The sequence below is a fragment of the Armatimonadota bacterium genome (assembly GCA_023511795.1).
Classification (GTDB): domain Bacteria; phylum Armatimonadota; class UBA5829; order DTJY01; family DTJY01; genus JAIMAU01.
In genome coordinates this window covers 13,519-31,081 of record JAIMAU010000023.1, presented here as the reverse complement: position 1 = coordinate 31,081, position 17,563 = coordinate 13,519, and the positions used below count along the sequence as shown (strand labels likewise).

The 17,563-nt window shown below is 48.2% G+C and carries 17 protein-coding genes; 10 read left to right on the top strand and 7 right to left on the bottom strand.

The features are described 5' to 3' along the window. Window positions 1-106: 106 nt before the first annotated feature. From K6T99_12140 to K6T99_12130, 3 genes are all read right to left on the bottom strand, one after another. Window positions 107-1,633 (bottom strand): tetratricopeptide repeat protein, encoded by a 1,527-nt coding sequence (locus K6T99_12140; GenBank protein MCL6520569.1) that lies wholly within the window; start codon window positions 1,631-1,633, stop codon window positions 107-109. Window positions 1,634-1,959: 326 nt separating this feature from the next. Next, entirely contained in the window at window positions 1,960-2,322 is a 363-nt protein-coding gene (locus K6T99_12135) for an ATP-dependent DNA ligase (protein MCL6520568.1), read from the bottom strand. 13 nt (window positions 2,323-2,335) lie between these two features. Next, window positions 2,336-3,073, bottom strand: coding sequence for a cysteine hydrolase (locus tag K6T99_12130; GenBank protein ID MCL6520567.1), 738 nt, complete (start codon window positions 3,071-3,073; stop codon window positions 2,336-2,338). Window positions 3,074-3,230: 157 nt separating this feature from the next. Between K6T99_12130 and K6T99_12125 the strand changes: the two genes are divergently transcribed. The 10 genes from K6T99_12125 to holB all read left to right on the top strand — a co-directional run bounded on the left by K6T99_12125 (window position 3,231) and on the right by holB (window position 12,855). After that, window positions 3,231-4,568, top strand: a complete 1,338-nt coding sequence (locus K6T99_12125) for a GGDEF domain-containing protein (protein MCL6520566.1) — start codon at window positions 3,231-3,233, stop codon at window positions 4,566-4,568. 138 nt (window positions 4,569-4,706) lie between these two features. Further along, complete coding sequence (locus tag K6T99_12120) at window positions 4,707-5,081, top strand: response regulator (protein MCL6520565.1); 375 nt, start codon at window positions 4,707-4,709, stop codon at window positions 5,079-5,081. A gap of 227 nt (window positions 5,082-5,308) precedes the next feature. Further along, window positions 5,309-6,046: a 16S rRNA (uracil(1498)-N(3))-methyltransferase gene (locus tag K6T99_12115; protein MCL6520564.1), complete on the top strand. Its 738-nt coding sequence runs from the start codon at window positions 5,309-5,311 to the stop codon at window positions 6,044-6,046. 311 nt (window positions 6,047-6,357) lie between these two features. Next, window positions 6,358-7,194 (top strand): prepilin-type N-terminal cleavage/methylation domain-containing protein, encoded by an 837-nt coding sequence (locus tag K6T99_12110; GenBank protein ID MCL6520563.1) that lies wholly within the window; start codon window positions 6,358-6,360, stop codon window positions 7,192-7,194. A gap of 96 nt (window positions 7,195-7,290) precedes the next feature. Beyond that, window positions 7,291-7,995, top strand: a complete 705-nt coding sequence (locus K6T99_12105; GenBank protein ID MCL6520562.1) for a DUF1559 domain-containing protein — start codon at window positions 7,291-7,293, stop codon at window positions 7,993-7,995. A gap of 257 nt (window positions 7,996-8,252) precedes the next feature. Beyond that, the gene (locus K6T99_12100) at window positions 8,253-8,966 is read left to right on the top strand and encodes a DUF1559 domain-containing protein (GenBank protein MCL6520561.1); all 714 of its coding nucleotides are present in this window, start codon (window positions 8,253-8,255) and stop codon (window positions 8,964-8,966) included. A gap of 212 nt (window positions 8,967-9,178) precedes the next feature. Then, window positions 9,179-10,708, top strand: a complete 1,530-nt coding sequence (locus K6T99_12095; GenBank protein MCL6520560.1) for an AAA family ATPase — start codon at window positions 9,179-9,181, stop codon at window positions 10,706-10,708. Window positions 10,709-10,850: 142 nt separating this feature from the next. Continuing rightward, window positions 10,851-11,471: a dTMP kinase gene (gene tmk / locus K6T99_12090; protein ID MCL6520559.1), complete on the top strand. Its 621-nt coding sequence runs from the start codon at window positions 10,851-10,853 to the stop codon at window positions 11,469-11,471. A gap of 18 nt (window positions 11,472-11,489) precedes the next feature. Further along, entirely contained in the window at window positions 11,490-11,819 is a 330-nt protein-coding gene (locus K6T99_12085) for a cyclic-di-AMP receptor (GenBank protein ID MCL6520558.1), read from the top strand. A gap of 1 nt (window position 11,820) precedes the next feature. Beyond that, a complete protein-coding gene (holB, locus tag K6T99_12080) occupies window positions 11,821-12,855 on the top strand; it encodes a DNA polymerase III subunit delta' (GenBank protein MCL6520557.1) in 1,035 nt (344 codons plus the stop codon). Window positions 12,856-12,864: 9 nt separating this feature from the next. On the opposite strand, the gene dxs is transcribed toward holB, so the two are convergent. From dxs to rsmA, 4 genes are all read right to left on the bottom strand, one after another. Continuing rightward, window positions 12,865-14,775, bottom strand: a complete 1,911-nt coding sequence (gene dxs, locus K6T99_12075) for a 1-deoxy-D-xylulose-5-phosphate synthase (protein ID MCL6520556.1) — start codon at window positions 14,773-14,775, stop codon at window positions 12,865-12,867. Between the two features lie 5 nt (window positions 14,776-14,780). Next, a complete protein-coding gene (locus K6T99_12070; protein MCL6520555.1) occupies window positions 14,781-15,578 on the bottom strand; it encodes an NTP transferase domain-containing protein in 798 nt (265 codons plus the stop codon). A 40-nt stretch (window positions 15,579-15,618) separates the two neighbouring features. Next, entirely contained in the window at window positions 15,619-16,575 is a 957-nt protein-coding gene (gene ispE / locus K6T99_12065) for a 4-(cytidine 5'-diphospho)-2-C-methyl-D-erythritol kinase (protein ID MCL6520554.1), read from the bottom strand. A gap of 69 nt (window positions 16,576-16,644) precedes the next feature. After that, on the bottom strand, window positions 16,645-17,517 hold the full coding sequence (gene rsmA / locus K6T99_12060) for a 16S rRNA (adenine(1518)-N(6)/adenine(1519)-N(6))-dimethyltransferase RsmA (GenBank protein ID MCL6520553.1): 873 nt from the start codon (window positions 17,515-17,517) through the stop codon (window positions 16,645-16,647). Window positions 17,518-17,563: the final 46 nt, after the last annotated feature.

Below are 17,563 nucleotides of genomic sequence, written 5' to 3'. Positions count from 1 at the left end.
TTGTTATACCTGTCCACACCGAAGAGAAAAACCTTTCGAAATTTAATGATTATCTTAAAGGAAAATGCCGAGTTAAAGTTCCCGAGGTGGGGGTAGAAATTAATCTTTATTGATGAGGTTGACCCGGCAACCCAATTTCAGCACGTTTTCTCTCATAGACAGCCATTAGCCCTTGTTGGATTGTCTCATTACTTGGGTCTAGGCATGCCGCCTTCTCGAAATATGGAATAGCCTCATCCACCCTATTTAGCTGAATCAAAGCCTGTCCCATTGCATAATAGTTTATTGCAATGCTTGGGGCAAGCTTGATTGCCCTTCGGAAATGAGAAATCGCTCTTTCTGGCTCGCCGTTCGACACGTATGCGATTCCAAGGTTGTAATATGCGGCGGGGTTGAGAGGAACATCTTTAACAAATCGCTGCCAAAATATGACATCGTCTGTATATAAAACCGATTGTTTGACACTTAAGAATGAAAAAGCAACTATTACACCAAGGGCCAAAGCCAAACCTGCATAGCGCACATACCTACTGCTTTCCACCGCCTTGGTGATTAGCCACCCAAAGACGACAGCTAATCCAAAAGAAGGGATATACAGCAATCTTTGCGCTACCAAACCCGCCAGATATGGCCCGGTAATACCAGATATTAAGCCAATTGTCACCAAGAACCAAGCCATGCCGAAGAATAGTATGGGCATTGTGAGACTAATCGACCAAAAACAAAACGCCAGTGCGCATACAAAGGCACCGCGCAACAGGCTAGTATTGTTGATGATTTGGTTTGGCAAGTATCCGTAGCCAAGCTTTGCAGTCCAAGGTAGCAGAAGCATCTGCAAATGTGCAAATAATGAAAAGCCTATTATTGCCGCGCGCGCTTTCAGCGGCACAAGAACCGATGGAGCCATGGCTTCTTTTAAAACAACATGCCGCACGCCCAAGAAGACAACCGCAAGTACCACGTATGGTATAGCATCTTTAAGCAACTTCCGATAATCTCTAACCCCCGATGCCCACGCCGAAAGAGCTATTAAAACTGGCGACAGGACCGCAAGTTCCTTAGACATTAGCGCAAGAATAATAAGCACAAGTGAAAGCACTAGAAAACCTCGACGCTTACTGCGGTAATACTCCATATAGGCGCATATTCCAGGGATAAGGAATGCAGCGCATATCACATCGGTACGGCCAGAAATCCAACATACAGAATCAGCATGGATTGGATGAACGGCGAATAAGAACGCAGACGCAATTGCGGCAATCCGACTGCGGAGAATCTGCCAAGTCAAAACTCCAACAAATAGAATTGTAATTGCATGGAAGAATAGATTCGTTAGATGGTAGCCAAAAGTATTATCACCCCACAAAGCACGGTCAAAAAGCAGAGAGGCAATAATTATTGGCCGGTAGAAAGCAGCTTTTCTGCTTGAAGGGTCCATTAAGAACCCAGTAGTGAATATTTGCCGCCAACCTTCGCCTGTATACATGTCAAGCTGCTGGACCAACACTTCATCATCCCAGATGAATGGCCCACTCACAGCCCGGAGATATACCAATATCCCCAGGGCAACAGCGACAACAAACGGGCCTAACCATAGCAATCTCTGGGCCAACGATGTACCCGAAGCCTTCATCTTATTTCCCCCTACTTTAGTATAACAGGTTTAAACGGTACCCGAAAGCAAAATTCGAATCTTGTAAAAAGCTCATCCGCAAGGGCTATTAGAGGGCGCAAAACCTAATATAAATTATTGATTAGTCGCAGAAAGACCAGCAGGGGCTTTGTTTTGGATTTCAATTTAAGATTAATCTATAAAACGCCAATGTAAAACTGCCTAAACCTTCCACATATTGGCATTTAAGTACCCACCACTGATAGAAATAACTAAGGGTTATGTTAGCAAAATTGCACACTCATCTTCCGCCGAAAGCAACTTTCCACTTTGTCTTGTGCACATCCCTAATCTTTGCGTTTGAGCATAATCCATTGGTTGTCTCGCATGTGTATTAGCGCATATCCTCCCTTCAAGCGCTCTCCATGCAGGTCAAAAACAATCTTATCCTTACTGCGCTCTTTAAGTTCAAAGTTGCCGCGGTCCCAAATAGTTACCGTTCCAGCACCATATTCGCCCTCTGCTATCTCACCCTCAAAATCTATATAGTCCAGCGGATGGTCATCTACCTGGACCGCCAACCGCCGGATCCCAGGTGATTCCGGAGGCCCCTTCGGAACAGCCCAGCTCTTGAGCACTCCGTCCATCTCCAACCTGAAGTCCCAATGCAAATGTGAAGCATGGTGTTCTTGAACAACAAATCGGCTCATTATTTACCATCCTTTATGTTATTCTCCGCACGACCTGTATAGCATTGAGAGCCATGTGATGTAGAAATACAGCATGCAAAAGGTCCCCATCATGAGGCATTATGCCCATTTCTTTTGCAACCGCTAGAGGTGTGTCCCAAGTATCCACACAGTCTTCAGGAACAATGACTTCGTAGTCCATTTTGAACTGATTCGCTCTTGCCCTTAAATAAGTTGCAATTTGATATATGCATATATCCGTGACGTCGCCAACTACAATGAAACGCTTAATATTATTATGACGCTCAAGCCAATTGGGAAACTCCGTATCAATCGCCGCATTTATGCTCTGCTTTGGAAAAACGACAAAAAGGTCGGAAAATGGAAGCGCCTTAAGTTGGGGCATTGTCTCGGCCTCTTCCGAGCCTACAATCGAATGGGGTCCATACGCCTTAAATTCCGGCGAATCAATTGGGTGTTGGTCTTGCGGCAGCACAAAATTAGTTATGCCGCACGAATACGCGAGTTTGAAAAGCTCAACAATAGGTTCAACAATAGTCGCAACCCTGGGACTGGCTAGCCTGCCTTTCCCACAAAAGCCAACAATTACATCAACGCACACAATCGCAACATTCTCAGCCCCACCCGCCGCCTCAACTATATCCTGCATCCGCACTTCAGGCAAGCGGTCCATCCAATCCTTCAGAAAAGCAAGGAACTCTTCACGCCCGCGAATAAACTCGTTAGCACCTTGACATTCCAGGATTTCCATAAGGTCCGCCTCCAAGCGTTTTATTTTAAAGTTTACCCCATCCGCAATTGAAACCTACTTTCAAGTATTTCTACGAGTACACATTTCCTGCCCTGCATGATATACTGCATGTGGGGTTCCCCAGAAGTTCAATTCGGAAAGGTAAGCTCCAGCCAATATGAAGACAGTACGCGACGTCATGACAACCAATGTCATCCAACTTGTCCCTTCAAACAAAATAAAGACTGCAATAATGCTAATGAAAGGTCACAACATCGGAGGCATGCCAGTGGTCGACAATGGCGTTGTTCTTGGAATTGTTGACTATCAAGACCTGCTTGGCAAAGACGAAGATGTGCCCGTTCAGCATATTATGGATAAGGAATACGTGCCGGTTCCTCCCGACATGACAGTGGCCGACGCTGCCGATTTGATGGCAAAAGTCGGGGCAAACCGGCTACTCGTGATGGAAGAAAGCCGGCTAGTTGGCATTGTGACGCGCGGCGACCTTCTGCCCGAGTTGGGAAAATCATTCGACCCAATCACCAAGCTGCCCAGGTCGGATGCAATGCGTGATTGGGGAATTGCTGCCCTGAAGCGAGGGCAGGAGATCACTGTCATTTTCATAGACCTAGATAAGTTTGGCGACTTCAACAAGAAATACGGCCACATAACCGGCGACAAAGTTCTTCGCCATGTGGCTGAAATCCTTTCATCTGGCACGGATGAGGGAACCGACTTCCTATGCCGCTACGCGGGCGATGAGTTCGTAATAGTCACCCTTCGAAACAGCAAAGAAGCAAGAGAACTCGCCGATAGTTTAGAGAAAAAATTGCGCGAGACCCCTCCGGGCGACCTCCCTGAACCCGTTACAGGTTCGATAGGAGTTCATGGAGGCAAGCGAACAAAAGAAAGAGAAGACGTTCACTATGAGGCGACGCTTGATAATCTGATTAACCTCGCTAGCAAAGCATGCACAGCAGCAAAAAGCAAGCAATCGGGAGTAGCCTCGCTCAACGGTGAAAAAACAATTGCCGAGCCACCTGCGGCTGCTGAGCCCGAATCTGCGCCGACGCCGCCAGTTGTCGAAATTCCTGCAATCGATTTGTCACGCTCTAGGTTAAGAATACGCGCACTAAACTTCTCCTGGGAGGGTGGGTCACTTGCAACTGCGGAAGTTCAACTTGCCCAAGGAGAGGTTGTCCAGGGACATTCATGCAGTGGATTTGCGCTCGGAAGAAATGCGTTGCGCCTGGTTTCCGATGCCACTGCAGGAGCTGTTTGCAAATTCCTCCCAGCAGGATATGGCGTGGTTGTTGACAGCATTAACCTCATCGAGAACGGCATTAATGACGACATAGTACTGGTAACAGCGCTTATTATCACCCCGCAAGCGGAAATTAAGGTATCTGGCAGCTCCATAGTAAAGCAAGACGCCTACCGAGCAGCTGCAGCCGCCTTGCTAGATGCAGTCAACAGACAAATAGGGTTTCTCGGTCTGAAGCAAACTTCTTGAAATTAAATTAAAATCTGATAATTAGTTGCTATAACCTCTTGTTTGAGGAGTTTTTAGCCGATAATTACCGATGTGGGTGCAGTGTTAAGCTGAGGCTATATACCTCAGACATCACACCTCAGATAAGGGGAAACGCGCATGGCAAAACCGAGCATTCTCATTGTTGACGACGAACCTCAGGTATTAAGCCTGCTCACAGAGGCTCTCGAACGCAATGAGTATCAGACTTTTGGAGCCCAGAATGCTGAAACAGCCCTGGAACTCCTCAAAAGGAAACAAATTGACGTAATCTTCCTAGACTTGAGAATGCCTGCCATGGATGGCGCGCAAACCCTCGAGCGAATCAGAGAAACTCACCCTACTACACCAGTCGTAATCATTACCGCTTACCCCCGCGATTTGCTGGTCGATAGAGCAATGAAATTAGGGGCGTTTGCCTGTCTAATAAAACCTTTCAGTATGGCTGACGTCCTTGCCATTCTCGACGTACTAGAAATAGAGAAAGCTGCTTAACTTAGAGCTAAAATAAACACCAACCGCTGGCCGGTGGGAAGAATCTGAAAAAGAACGAAAAAAATTTTTTCAACCTGCCAATGGATGAAGGATATTTCCCGGGAGGTGTCGAAAAGTGCTCTAGGTGGTGTAAACGATTACACAAATAAGCATCTTCCGTAAAACCACCAGCCAAATAAAGCAACAAACGAGCGCGTGCGCCTAAATAGGTCTTCTCGAGACTGGACATGCATCGGTTCTATGTACCGACTCAGCAGTTTTTTGATAACCAAGCTTGGCTAAGTGGGAGCCAGCACAGGCAGATACGCAATGTCCTACGTTTAAGAATTGGAGACCTTATTGCCCTGTTCGATGGTTCCGGCAGGGAGTTCATCGCACGGATTCAGAAAATAGAAAAGGACCGCGTTTTGGTCGAGATCCTTGAAAGCCGAATACCGAATACCGAACCGAGCATCCGTCTAACGCTTGGCCTGAGCCTTCTCAAAGGCGAGAGAATGGACATTGCACTGCAAAAGTGCACAGAGATTGGCGTATCAGAATTCCTGATTGTGCAAGCTCAGCGCTCAGTGCGCCGAATAAGCGAAGACAAACAGAACACAAAACTTGAACGGTGGCGCGCAATCGTCAGAGAAGCCGCCGAGCAATCAGGCAGAACCCGCGTGCCAAGCGTGGAAGGTCCATTTTCGTTTGAGAATGCAATAATTCGGGTAAAAAACCAAGGCAAAAGATTTATTGCATGGGAGCAAGAAAAAGAAGTAACCTTACGGGCCGCGGTTCAAAACATAGAAAAAGTAAATGAAGTTGCTTTTTTCACAGGTCCAGAGGGAAGCTTCACAGTCGAAGAAATTGATATCGCAAAGAAACACGGAGCGACCACGGTGTCGCTTGGCCCAAGAATTCTGCGAGCAGAAACGGCGGCTATTGTAGGAAGTGCATTAATTATATACAATTTGGTTGGTATGTAGAGCAACTTGCGGCGAGATTATAAGTAGTTTCTAATCGGGCAAAAATTTCCTTGACAAACGAAAAAACATCTGGTAGACTAGGACAAAGGGAAAATTGCGCTGGAGCTAATGAAAACGTATACATTAGCATGCTCTTGCTCCTGAAGAGACCGTCACCATCCTGTGGAACTCTGCGATGTGGTTACATCGTCAGAGGAAGTAGGAGCAAAAACTAGCAATTGCACTAGTCGCGCTCCAAGGGTGGTGAGGAGTATAACATTTGCTCTAAGCACCCGCCGCATTATCAACTGATTTAGGAGGAGGAGGTGAAAATGAAAAACCGAAAGAAAGGATTCACCCTAATTGAGTTGCTTGTGGTCATAGCAATCATTGCTATTTTGGCCGCGATTCTCTTCCCTGTGTTTTTATCTGCAAGGGCTAAGGCACGATCAAGCCAGTGTTTGTCCAACTTGAATCAGCTTGCCAAAGCGTTCCAGATGTATACATCGGACTACGACGAACGCTTCCCTTGCACAGAGATACCCAGGGATAGGTACAATGGGGATTATACCTTAGTAGGCGCAGATCCTGCTTTCCTTTCTCGGGTCTGGGTATCTCGGATTGATCCCTATGTAAAATCGGGAGAGGTAGTAGACGGCGTAATGAGGGGTTGTTTTGTATGCCCCGATGCAAGTAAGGTTTGGAAGGTTTATCTTCGCAGAGGACAGCCTGACCAAGCTAGCTACGGATATAATTTCCTGTTCCTTGGTTTGCCGTATAAGTTTGGGGATACCAGAACCAACCCATATGCAGGAAGCTACAAGTTCGACTGGGGAGCAGCCAGATTGGGACGGATAGTGAACCCATCTGAGACAATCCTGCTGGTGGAGAATGCAACGGTATGGGCTTTTCCGCCCTACGGCTACGTTAGCCCGGTCCCACCAAACCCTGACTCGACTAATACTAAGGGATCGCAAATTTCTGCGAATCAGTACGTGAGACCAAGGCACAATAACAAAACCAATGTCGCCTGGTGTGATGGGCACACTTCAACGCGCGACACTCAAGAACTTGTTGCTGCAGGTCTTTGGTATGGCAATAGAAGCCAGGATCCAAGAAACCGCGAACAAGGAAAAGCCCCAGACAACAGGCTGTGGGATAGATTATAATTAATTTTTAGGGAGCAGGGCATGGTTTAAGCCCAAACCGTTCCCTGCTCTCCAACAGTCCCAAGACAATACGGGGACAGATGGGAGGGAATAAAAATGGTTGGTAAACAGAAGGGTTTTACCCTAATTGAGTTGCTGGTCGTAATTGCCATTATTATCATTCTTGCGGCAATACTATTCCCTGTGTTCGCGAAAGCTCGAGAGAGGGCAATGCAGACAACTTGTGCCAACAACCTAAAGCAGCTCGGCGTAGCCGCCGAAATGTACCAGTCTGACTGGGATGACGTCCTCGTTCCTTATGGCGCGCCATTCCAATGGGGGCAGGGCATGTGGCCCACACTGCTGAACCCATATCTAAAGCAAATATTGGGCGACACAATGAATACAGAAGGCAAATTGGGCAAATTATTCAAGTGCCCCAGCGCAGAAGAAGATGAAGTAGCCTCCTGGTCTGCGGAACGCTCATACGGCATGAACCCCTTCTGCGGCGGATGGATGAGCGACCCGAAAAACGCTGTAGTTGTTCCGCTTTCAAAGGTACACTATCCGGCGCAGACTGTCCGAATAGCCGAGACATGGTGGGGATCAGCTCAGAAGGGAACCTTCTTTGCACCGTACCCCACCCGAACGGATGGCGTTGCTCCTCCGGGTAGGCACAATGGTCTAAATAATGTGCTTTGGATAGACGGTCACGTAAGCGCAATGACAAATGAGCGCTACATGCACAGGGATAACGGCACAGGACCAGGTGGTCCAAACGTATGGTGCAGGTTGGAAGGTCCGAAACCGGCAAATAATTAATAGAATGAGCGTAAACTTGGCAACAATTTAAGAAAAAGGCGGGCACTGGGTACGGCCCGCCTTTTTCTCAGATCTTAGAACTTGAAAATCAACTCGTGCCGTCCCAACCGCCATAGATTGCAAAAAAAGCTTGCTTAAAGAGAAGCTTTGTAGTAGAATTAAGGTAGAAGATAGCAATTGAAAGCAGAAGGCTGAACAAACCTTACAAATTGGGTTATCTTCTCATAAATGACTCTTAAAAGAAGGAGGGATCGGAAATGGCGAGTGGGAAGAAAGGCTTTACCCTCATCGAGTTGCTTGTGGTCATAGCAATTATTATCATTCTCGCGGCAATATTATTCCCTGTGTTCGCGAAAGCTCGAGAGAGGGCAATGCAGACAACTTGTGCCAACAACCTAAAGCAGCTCGGCGTAGCCGCCGAAATGTACCAGTCTGACTGGGATGACGTCCTCGTTCCATGGGGCGCACCTTTCGACTGGGCAGGAGCCCACTGGCCGCAACTACTTGACCCCTATCTAAAACAAATCGAAGGGGGTAGGATGACGGGCACGAACCTGGGAAAAATCTACAGATGCCCAAGCTTTGAGGCGGACGAAGTAGCCTCCTGGTCTGCGGAACGCTCATATGGCATGAACGTCTACTGCGGCGGCTGGTACAAACCCGATGGAAGCGATGCTCGAGTCGTACCATTAAGCAAGGTACGCTATCCCGCACAAACAGTGCGAATAGCCGAAACATGCTGGCCTGGCGGACAAAAAGGTACATTCTTCGCTGCCACACCAAATCCGCCTTTGAACTACATAGCACCACCAGGACGGCACAACGGCCTGAACAACGTGCTCTGGATTGACGGCCACGTAAGTGCAATGACAAATGAGCGTTATCTTTTTAAGGATAACAACGTTGATGAACTCGGCTACGTTGGAAATGTATGGTGCCGCATGTCTGGGCCAAAACCAGCTAATAATTAATGCAACTTTTAAGTGGCGAATAATGTAAGACATAGAGAGCGGACTTTAGAATAGGTTCGCTCTCTTGCTATTATTGCTGATGTGCTATCAAATTCTGCAGGAATTTCGTAGAGTTTGCGGAACATAGTTGTGTAAACGGCGCATATTGGGTAAGGAATTTTTGGGATGCGCACCCCCTTTGATCATTAGACATTTCAATGGAAAGGACGCGCATGCGCCAGGAGCAAATTACTGACAACCTCGATCAGCTACTCGATGTCCTGCCGACGCACATTCGTGCTTGCCTTCAGGACCAACCAGACCTGGACGAGCTGCTGGAGATTGTTCTTGACCTCGGCCGGCCTGCCGAGGCCCGGTTCCCACTTAGGGTGTTGGAGCTTTGCGATATAGAAGTTACTTCTGAGGATATCGACTATGTAGTCTCCCGGGTTGGGGCATTCGGAAAAGACAATAGAGCTGGAATCGAGCGCACTTTACACCGCATTTCTGCCATACGCAACCGCCAAGGAAAGATAGTCGGCCTTACATGCCGAATTGGCCGTGCTGTATATGGCACCATAGACATAATTCGCGACGTCGTGGAGAGCGGTAAGAGCATCCTTTTGCTAGGTCGTCCAGGCGTCGGAAAAACTACCAAGCTACGCGAAGTTGCCCGCGTCCTAAGCGACGAGTTCAAAAAGCGCGTCGTCGTCGTGGATACCTCAAATGAAATAGCTGGCGACGGAGATATACCCCATCCAGCCATTGGACACGCTCGCCGCATGCAAGTTATGTCACCCGAGCTCCAACATGCGGTCATGATCGAAGCAGTTGAAAATCACATGCCCGAGGTCATAGTTATTGACGAAATTGGCACAGAAGCCGAAGCATTTGCAGCACGAACAATTGCTGAACGAGGAGTACAGCTTATTGCAACTGCCCATGGCAACTCTCTCGAAAACCTACTGATGAACCCCACCCTTTCCGACCTTGTCGGAGGCATTCAAGCAGTAACCCTCAGCGACGAGGAAGCAAAGCGAAGAGGCACACAAAAAACGGTGCTAGAGCGAAAAGCACCACCGACATTCGACATAGTCATAGAAATCATGGAAGTTGACAAGCTAGCCATTCACCACGACGTGGCAAAGGTTGTAGATAAGCTCCTTCGTGGCACACCCCCTCGCCCCGAAATCCGCATCAGAAACCCGGAGGGCGAAGTTGAGGTTGTCCAAGAAGCTGATCTCGATGTGCGAGCTCCTGAAGAGGTAGGCACACTGGTACCACCCATTCCTCAAGCCAAACCCCTACCCCAGACAGTTCGAATTTTCCCCTATGGTGTAAGCAGAAATAGGCTCGAACGAGCAATCCGAGAGCTCAAAGTTCCGGCATACATCACAAAAGACTGGCGAGAAGCAGATGTAATCATTACCCTCAAAGCGCACGCTAGGAAAGAACCCGCTAAATTGAAAGATGCTACTGAACGGGAAATTCCTACATATATCGTCAAGAGCAATACATACACCCAAATAGCAACGGTTCTCAAGACAATATTCAAAGTTTCAGAATTCGAAAATGAAGAACTTGCGCTCCGTGAGGCAGAAGAAGCGATAGAACGGGTTCTCGCGGGCGAGGAAATGGCAGAACTAATGCCGCAAAGCAGTTACATAAGGCGGCTACAACATCAACTTGCCGCAGAAAATAAACTCATCTCAGAAAGCGTCGGAACCGAGCCATTTCGTCGCGTAAGAATCATGAGACCATAACATAATTTCTCTCAGCGTCCCCAGGAAACAACCGAGATCTAAGAGTCAAAGTGTATGGCTTAGGCAAATGCTTCTGGAAATTTCAGAATTAAGCCGCTTTCATTTATAATTATTTAAGAAAAAACATAACTTGGAGACATATGTGGATGCTTATTTCATAACTTTGGAAGGACCAGAAGGATCCGGCAAGTCGACGCAGGCCATTATGCTAGCCGATGCCCTAATAAAACACGGAATCAAAGTAAAGCTAACGCGCGAGCCTGGCGGCGACCCAATCAGCGAAAAAATTAGGAACATTCTCCTTCAAGGAGCAGACGATGAGATAACCGATAGAACCGAGCTTTTCCTTTATCTAGCCGCACGTGCCCAACATACAGAAAAAGTAATCCGCCCGAGCCTTGAGGCTGGCGTTACCATCATATGCGCTAGGTATATTGACTCAACAACCGCATACCAAGGCTACGGCAGTGGCTTCGACTTAGAGCTAATTCGTCAACTAAATCACTTTGCAACAAACGGTTTGATGCCGCACCTCACTTTGCTCCTCGATGTCGATGTTGAGACGGGCCTCCGACGCCAGCGCCGGTGGAATAGAATCGAGCGCAAGTCCATCGAATATCATCAGCGAGTCCGCGCCGGCTTTTTAGAAGAAGCAAGGCTAAACCCTAACAGAATTGTCGTCATAGATTCATCCCGCGACGTCAAGACAGTCCACCAGGAAATCTTACGCCATGTTGCGGAAAAGCTCGGATTGCCAATATAATACCTTTGGGAGGCCAAAATGAAACTAGTCATCACAGTTATCCACGACAGAGACAAAGCAAGGATTTCGGAGGCTCTCCTCCGCTCAAACTTCAAGTTTACAAAGCTGGCAAGCACTGGTGGTTTTCTTCGCGATGGAAACGTCACTTTCCTCATAGGCGTTGAGGAAAAGCGGCTGGAAGAGTTGCTTGGCGTAATCCGAGATAGCTGCAAAACCCGCGAGCAATATGCAAATTTCATCCCACCAGATGCCGGTCCGGTAGGCGTATTTATGCCAAGCCCTGTAAAAGTACTTGTCGGCGGCGCGGTCGTCTTTGTTGTGGATGTAGAACGCTTCGAACGGTTCTGACATGAGGTTTTCTGACATTGAAGGTCAAGAAGGTGCTATTCGTGCACTTAAATTCTCGCTTCGCCGCGGCGAAGTTGCCCATGCCTATCTTTTCGTAGGTCCAGCAAATACTGGCAAGACGGCAACCGCCCTTGCATTTGCATCTGCGCTAAACTGCGTCAACAAAACCTCCGAGAATAATGAGGATGCGTGCGGCACATGTATATCTTGCAGGCGGATAGAAGCCAGCACACACTCCGATGTCCGAATCATCACCCCAGAAGGCGACCAGACAAAGATTGACCAAATGCGAGAGATGATCAAGAGCCTTCAATTCGCACCCCTCGGAGGCCGCTGGTCTGTTGTAATTATCGAACAGGCAGACACCTTGAACCCCAGCTCTGAAAATGCAATTCTTAAAATCCTAGAGGAACCACCCTCCTATGCCGTTCTCATCCTGCTCTCCTGCAACCCCACCCTGCTCTTGCCAACCATCCGGTCGAGGTGCAGAACAATAAGGTTTATGCGAGCTTCGACATCCGAAGTCGAAGCGATGTTAAGAAAAAATTTCGACCTTCCCGAGGAAAAAGTAAAGCTAATCGCTGCATGCTCACAAGGCGCCATCGGTCGAGCAATACGCATGGCATCCGACCCCGCGGTGCTTGAGGACCGAGCGGCTGTCCTAGGACTTATCCGCAATTGGCCCACCTCGCCACCAGTACTAGCATTCAAGACCGCCGAGATAATTCGCAAGATGGCCGAAGGAACACAGTCAGATAGCGACGAACGCACGCGAATAGGAAGGCTCCACAGACTGCTGGACTACATCCTTTCCTGGTATTCTGACCTTCTTTCGCTTAAGATTCGGGGAAACGACGCGCCAGTTTGCAATATTGACATGGTGGATGATTTGAAAGAGCAAGTGGTTCTCTATACAAGAGAACGACTTCAAGCGGCAATTAAGTCGATAATGGACACGCGGCGATACTTGGCAGGAAATGTCACTGCTCAATTAGCACTTGAGAATATGCTGTTTGATATTCGGGCTGATACATAATACGTATATTCAACCCCTTATCTCTTTTATTTCAAGACCGCTAGACTTACTTGTTGCTAACTCAAGAGCAACTGCCGCGATATGCTCGGCATCCAAACCATAAAGTTCATAAAGCATTGAAGTTGCACCATGAGCGGCAAACTCATCCGGAAGGCCAATTTGCCTGACGTTCACACCGCCCATTCCCGAGGCGGCGAGCAATTCAAGAACTGCGCCACCAAAGCCACCCTGAACTGTATTCTCCTCCACAAGCACCAATCGTCGGCATTGGGACACAAGGCTGAGAATCAGCTTGGAGTCAAGTGGCTTCACAAACCTAGCATTCACCACCGCCGCCGAAACCCCCGACTCTTGAAGGATATCCCTGGCTCTCAGAGCCGATGCCACAATTGGACCAATAGCAATTATACAAACATCATCTCCTTTGGCAAGCAACTCTGCCATGCCCATCGAAACACTGGGTTCTGAAGACCTGTATCCAGTAATATCTATCGCCGAACCTCTCGGATACCTAATTGCAAACGGCACATCGTAAGAGAAGGCAAGTGCAAGCATATCCCAAAGCTCTGCGACATCAGCTGGCGCCGCCAAAACGAGATTGGGGATATGGCGGAGATATGAGAGATCGAAAGCACCATGATGTGTTGGGCCGTCGTCGCCAACTAGTCCCGCACGGTCTATAGCAAAAACAACGGGGAGCTTTTGAAGGCATACGTCATGGACAATTTGATCATATGCACGCTGGAGGAAAGTTGAATACACCGCAACAATTGGTCTTAGTCCAGCAGCCGCAAGCCCAGCTGCAAATGTTACGGCATGCTGCTCGGCTATGCCGACATCATAAAACCGCTCGGGGAATTTCTCAGCAAACTTGCTTAGTCCTGTGCCATCGGGCATCGCCGCCGTCACGGCAACTATTCGCTCGTCCTTCTCAGCAAGGTCAACCAAGGCATTGGCAAATACCTCAGTATAAGTAAGCGACCTTGGTGTTTGCTCGACCTTGCCGTCTTTCACTTGGAATGGCGCGATTCCATGGAACATACGTGCGTTATTTTCAGCGTGTTCGTACCCTTTGCCTTTGGTAGTTAGGACGTGGACTATGACAGGGCCATCAATCTGCTTGACATGGTAAAAAACATCAAGAAGCAACCCAATGTCGTGGCCGTCTATTGGACCGAGATATGTAAAGCCCAGCTCTTCGAATATAATACCAGCTTGTGCCCCAATCAAGTGTGTCACACCATGAAGGATGCCCTCAGCAGTTCGAGATATCGTTTTACCGCCTACCGGCAAGCTTTCGATGACTTCCTTCGCCCTATGCTCCATCTTCCTATAGAGCGGAAGCATGCGTAGCTTGCTTAGATGAGTTGCAAACGCGCCCACGCTTTTTGAAATAGACATTTCATTGTCATTAAGGACAATCGTCAGGCTCGTCTTGAGCTGGCCAGCATTATTTAGTGCCTCCCAGGCAAGCCCACCAGTGAGCGCACCATCGCCAATTACTGCAACCACATGCTCTTTTGTGCCTTTTAGATCGCGGGCTTTTGCAAATCCAAGGGCAGCCGATATAGATGTGCTAGCATGACCGGTTCCAAAGAAGTCATATGGGCTTTCGCTCCGCTTTGGAAAACCACTTATGCCACCGAACTGCCGAAGAGTCTTGAAGTTTTGATACCTGCCAGTAAGAAGCTTATGGGGGTAGCACTGATGTCCTACATCCCATATAACAATGTCTTTCGGCAAATCGTAGGATGCATATAGAGCAGTGGCTAGCTCAACAACTCCAAGATTCGAAGCGAGATGACCACCGGTTTTTGCCACGCCGTTAATTATTTCCTCTCGAATCTCCGCGGCAAGGTTGTTCAGTTGCTCTGCCGAAAGACCTTTTAGGTCCGCAGGCTTAGTTATCTTCTCAAGAATCCTTCCTATCTGCGTTCACCTTCCTGCTTCTGCTTAATCAACCTTTCGATTGTTTCCGCCTGCTCTGGCGAATCTACGTCGGCGCCAATCTCGGGGAATTCGACAGGCACAGCTTTTACTTTACCATTAAAAATGCGACCGGCTACATGCTCCAACCGCGCAATGCTTAAAGCTCCAGGCCACACCTTTTGTGCGAATGCAGCGCGGAAGAGAGTTCCAAGTCCAATAAGCCGTGCAATTTTCATAGGATGCTTTCGAGCCAAAAGTATATCACCAATGATTCCTGCATTTTGTAGCACCATTCGAGGATTAATGATTACCATATTTCCACCAGTAAACATACCCTCGGCAAGCCTGGCATAAGTCCTACGAATGCCTGGCAGGCGATGTTCATTCACTTCTTTGGGGATTATAGGGTAGTAAAAATCTGCGCTCATGTCGCCACAAAGTTCGATGAAACTAGTAACCGCAGCTGAAGTCAGCATTGGAATGTCCGATGTGACAATTAAAAGGCGCTTAGCTGCGGGCTCTGCTTCCACTGTAACTAGCAGGTTATCTAAGAAACTGCCCCGAGGCTTTAGGATGGAAGCTCCTTCGATTGAATCGGCATACCCAATTATGTAGATACCCTTGACTCTAGGCGATGCTGATAACGCATCCAATACACGGAGAAGCATTGCTCTACCGGCGATTGGTACCTCGCATCGATACTTTACTCCGTACCTCCGCTCGAATTCCGGCTCGGCAGGCGCACCTGCTATTATAAATGCGGGCAATGAATAGCTTTCATTCTTGCTAGCCATAATATCTTCTCATTGGGTTCTGGGCGAAATCAAGCCAAAACTAAGCTTGTTCAAAGAAATTGGACCCGAGCGCTTCTTTTCGGCCAATCGTGTGTGTTTTGAATACTTTCCCAAATCTAAAATTAAGATTCTTTGCAGCCTGTTGAGCTGAGCCTTCATCTTCAAAAAGACCAAACACAGCCGAACCACTTCCGCACATAAGCGCACCTTTTGCGCCTTCTTTTATCAAAGCCCTTTTGATGGTAGCTATCTCCTGATGACGTTCTTGAGCAGGGGCCTCGAGATCATTACTTAACAGGTTTGGAAGGTCATCGCAGTCTTCCCGAATACAATCCAACATACGTGCAGAAGCTGTACCTTGTTCCTTGCGCACCCGCCATCCGCATTCCGCACGCATCTCATCCAAGCGGCTATACGCCCAGGCAGTAGAAATCCCAAATGGCGGCTTCACAATGACCATCCACCAGCGCCGGATGTCCGCCAGTGGCTCGACATCCTCACCTCTGCCGCGAACAAACGCTGTTCCGCCAACTAAGAAAAAAGGCACATCTGAGCCAATTCTTGCGGCAAGGTCAATCATAGCTTTAAGACTTAAACCTCCATCCCCGCTAACCTTGAGCTCCGAATTTGCAACAAGCTGATTCAAACCTCTAAGTACGGAAGCGGCATTGCTGCTTCCTCCTCCAAGACCTGCCTCAGGCGGAATCCGCTTCTTAAGTTGAATTTCGACTCCCAGCTTTACGCCCAGGTTTTCTAGAAAAAGCGCGGCCGCCCGGTATGCTAAATTCCGCTCGTTGGTCGGGATATCTGGCAAATCACAAACCACCCGGACCCCAGGAGGCTCAACCAGCGAAAGCCGAATCGTGTCGTGCAGGGCGATAGTCTGCATTACGCTTTCAATTGCGTGGAAGCCGTTGGGCATCAAGTCAAGCACATCGAGCGTCAAGTTTACCTTAGCATACGAATGAATGATGGCTGTTTCGCTATTAGAATTCACTCGTTAAGTATACGTATGCATATGCCTCTTGTCAACCTAACCAGAGCACCTACCCCATTTGGTTTCCCCTTATTCCAAGCTAGAATAGGCTGAGGCTATTTGGGCAAACTCTTCAAGGGAAAGGGTTTCAGGGCGGCGGGAAAAATCAATACCCGCCTTTTGAAGCACTTGCAAGACTTGGTCTTTTGAGAGCCCGAGAGCCTGGCAGTCGGACAAGCTGTTGAGCAATGTCTTTCGCCGCTGTCCAAATGCACAGTGCACAACTGCGAAGAACGACTCATCGCTTGGAACCTTGACTGGCGGCACACTCCGAGGCGTCAGTCGGACTACCGCACTTGATACATCCGGTCGAGGAAAGAAAACGGTCTTCGACGCATAAGCAATGACATCAATTTCCGAATAATACTGCACAAAAACACTCATCGAACCGTAATCTTTTGTACCTGGAGAGGCTTTCAGGCGGTCGGCAACTTCTTTTTGGACCATAAGTACGATTAGTTCAATCTGTGAACGCGCCAGGAGAAGCTCGGTTATAATTGGGCTCGTGATATAGTAAGGCAAATTGCCAATGACTTTTATCTTTGCCGACCCAAATTGGCTGGAAAGAAATTGAGGAAGGTTGAGGCTTAGAATGTCAGCATGAACGATTCTAACATTTGAGTGGTCAGCAAACAATTCTGAAAGAATATCAAGCAGAGCACGGTCGATTTCCACAGCCACTACTCTTGCGCCTCGCTCCGCCATGGCAAGCGTGACCGTGCCGGCACCTGCGCCAATCTCGAGAATGTGGTCGCCCTCTCGAACGTCGGCGGCATCCAAAATCTTATTTAGGATATTCCAGTCAACAAGGAAATTCTGACCAAATCGCTTCTTGGGGGAGAAGCCATGTTGGCGAAAAAGCTCATTTAGTCTGGTTGGGGACGTCAATTCAATTGAGCGCATGGCAGATAAAAGCACATATCAGTCGGTGGCTCATGGCCTTTGTAAA

Bases quoted from the DNA above. Each gene is read 5' to 3' on its own strand.
- rsmA (MCL6520553.1), bottom strand. From the start codon at position 17,517: ATGCGCTCAATTGAATTGACGTCCCCAACCAGACTAAATGAGCTTTTT.
- K6T99_12105 (MCL6520562.1), top strand. From the start codon at position 7,291: ATGGTTGGTAAACAGAAGGGTTTTACCCTAATTGAGTTGCTGGTCGTA.
- K6T99_12120 (MCL6520565.1), top strand. From the start codon at position 4,707: ATGGCAAAACCGAGCATTCTCATTGTTGACGACGAACCTCAGGTATTA.
- K6T99_12115 (MCL6520564.1), top strand. From the start codon at position 5,309: ATGCATCGGTTCTATGTACCGACTCAGCAGTTTTTTGATAACCAAGCT.
- K6T99_12070 (MCL6520555.1), bottom strand. From the start codon at position 15,578: ATGGCTAGCAAGAATGAAAGCTATTCATTGCCCGCATTTATAATAGCA.
- K6T99_12100 (MCL6520561.1), top strand. From the start codon at position 8,253: ATGGCGAGTGGGAAGAAAGGCTTTACCCTCATCGAGTTGCTTGTGGTC.
- K6T99_12095 (MCL6520560.1), top strand. From the start codon at position 9,179: ATGCGCCAGGAGCAAATTACTGACAACCTCGATCAGCTACTCGATGTC.
- K6T99_12130 (MCL6520567.1), bottom strand. From the start codon at position 3,073: ATGGAAATCCTGGAATGTCAAGGTGCTAACGAGTTTATTCGCGGGCGT.
- K6T99_12110 (MCL6520563.1), top strand. From the start codon at position 6,358: ATGAAAAACCGAAAGAAAGGATTCACCCTAATTGAGTTGCTTGTGGTC.
- K6T99_12140 (MCL6520569.1), bottom strand. From the start codon at position 1,633: ATGAAGGCTTCGGGTACATCGTTGGCCCAGAGATTGCTATGGTTAGGC.
- K6T99_12125 (MCL6520566.1), top strand. From the start codon at position 3,231: ATGAAGACAGTACGCGACGTCATGACAACCAATGTCATCCAACTTGTC.
- K6T99_12085 (MCL6520558.1), top strand. From the start codon at position 11,490: ATGAAACTAGTCATCACAGTTATCCACGACAGAGACAAAGCAAGGATT.
- holB (MCL6520557.1), top strand. From the start codon at position 11,821: ATGAGGTTTTCTGACATTGAAGGTCAAGAAGGTGCTATTCGTGCACTT.
- K6T99_12135 (MCL6520568.1), bottom strand. From the start codon at position 2,322: ATGAGCCGATTTGTTGTTCAAGAACACCATGCTTCACATTTGCATTGG.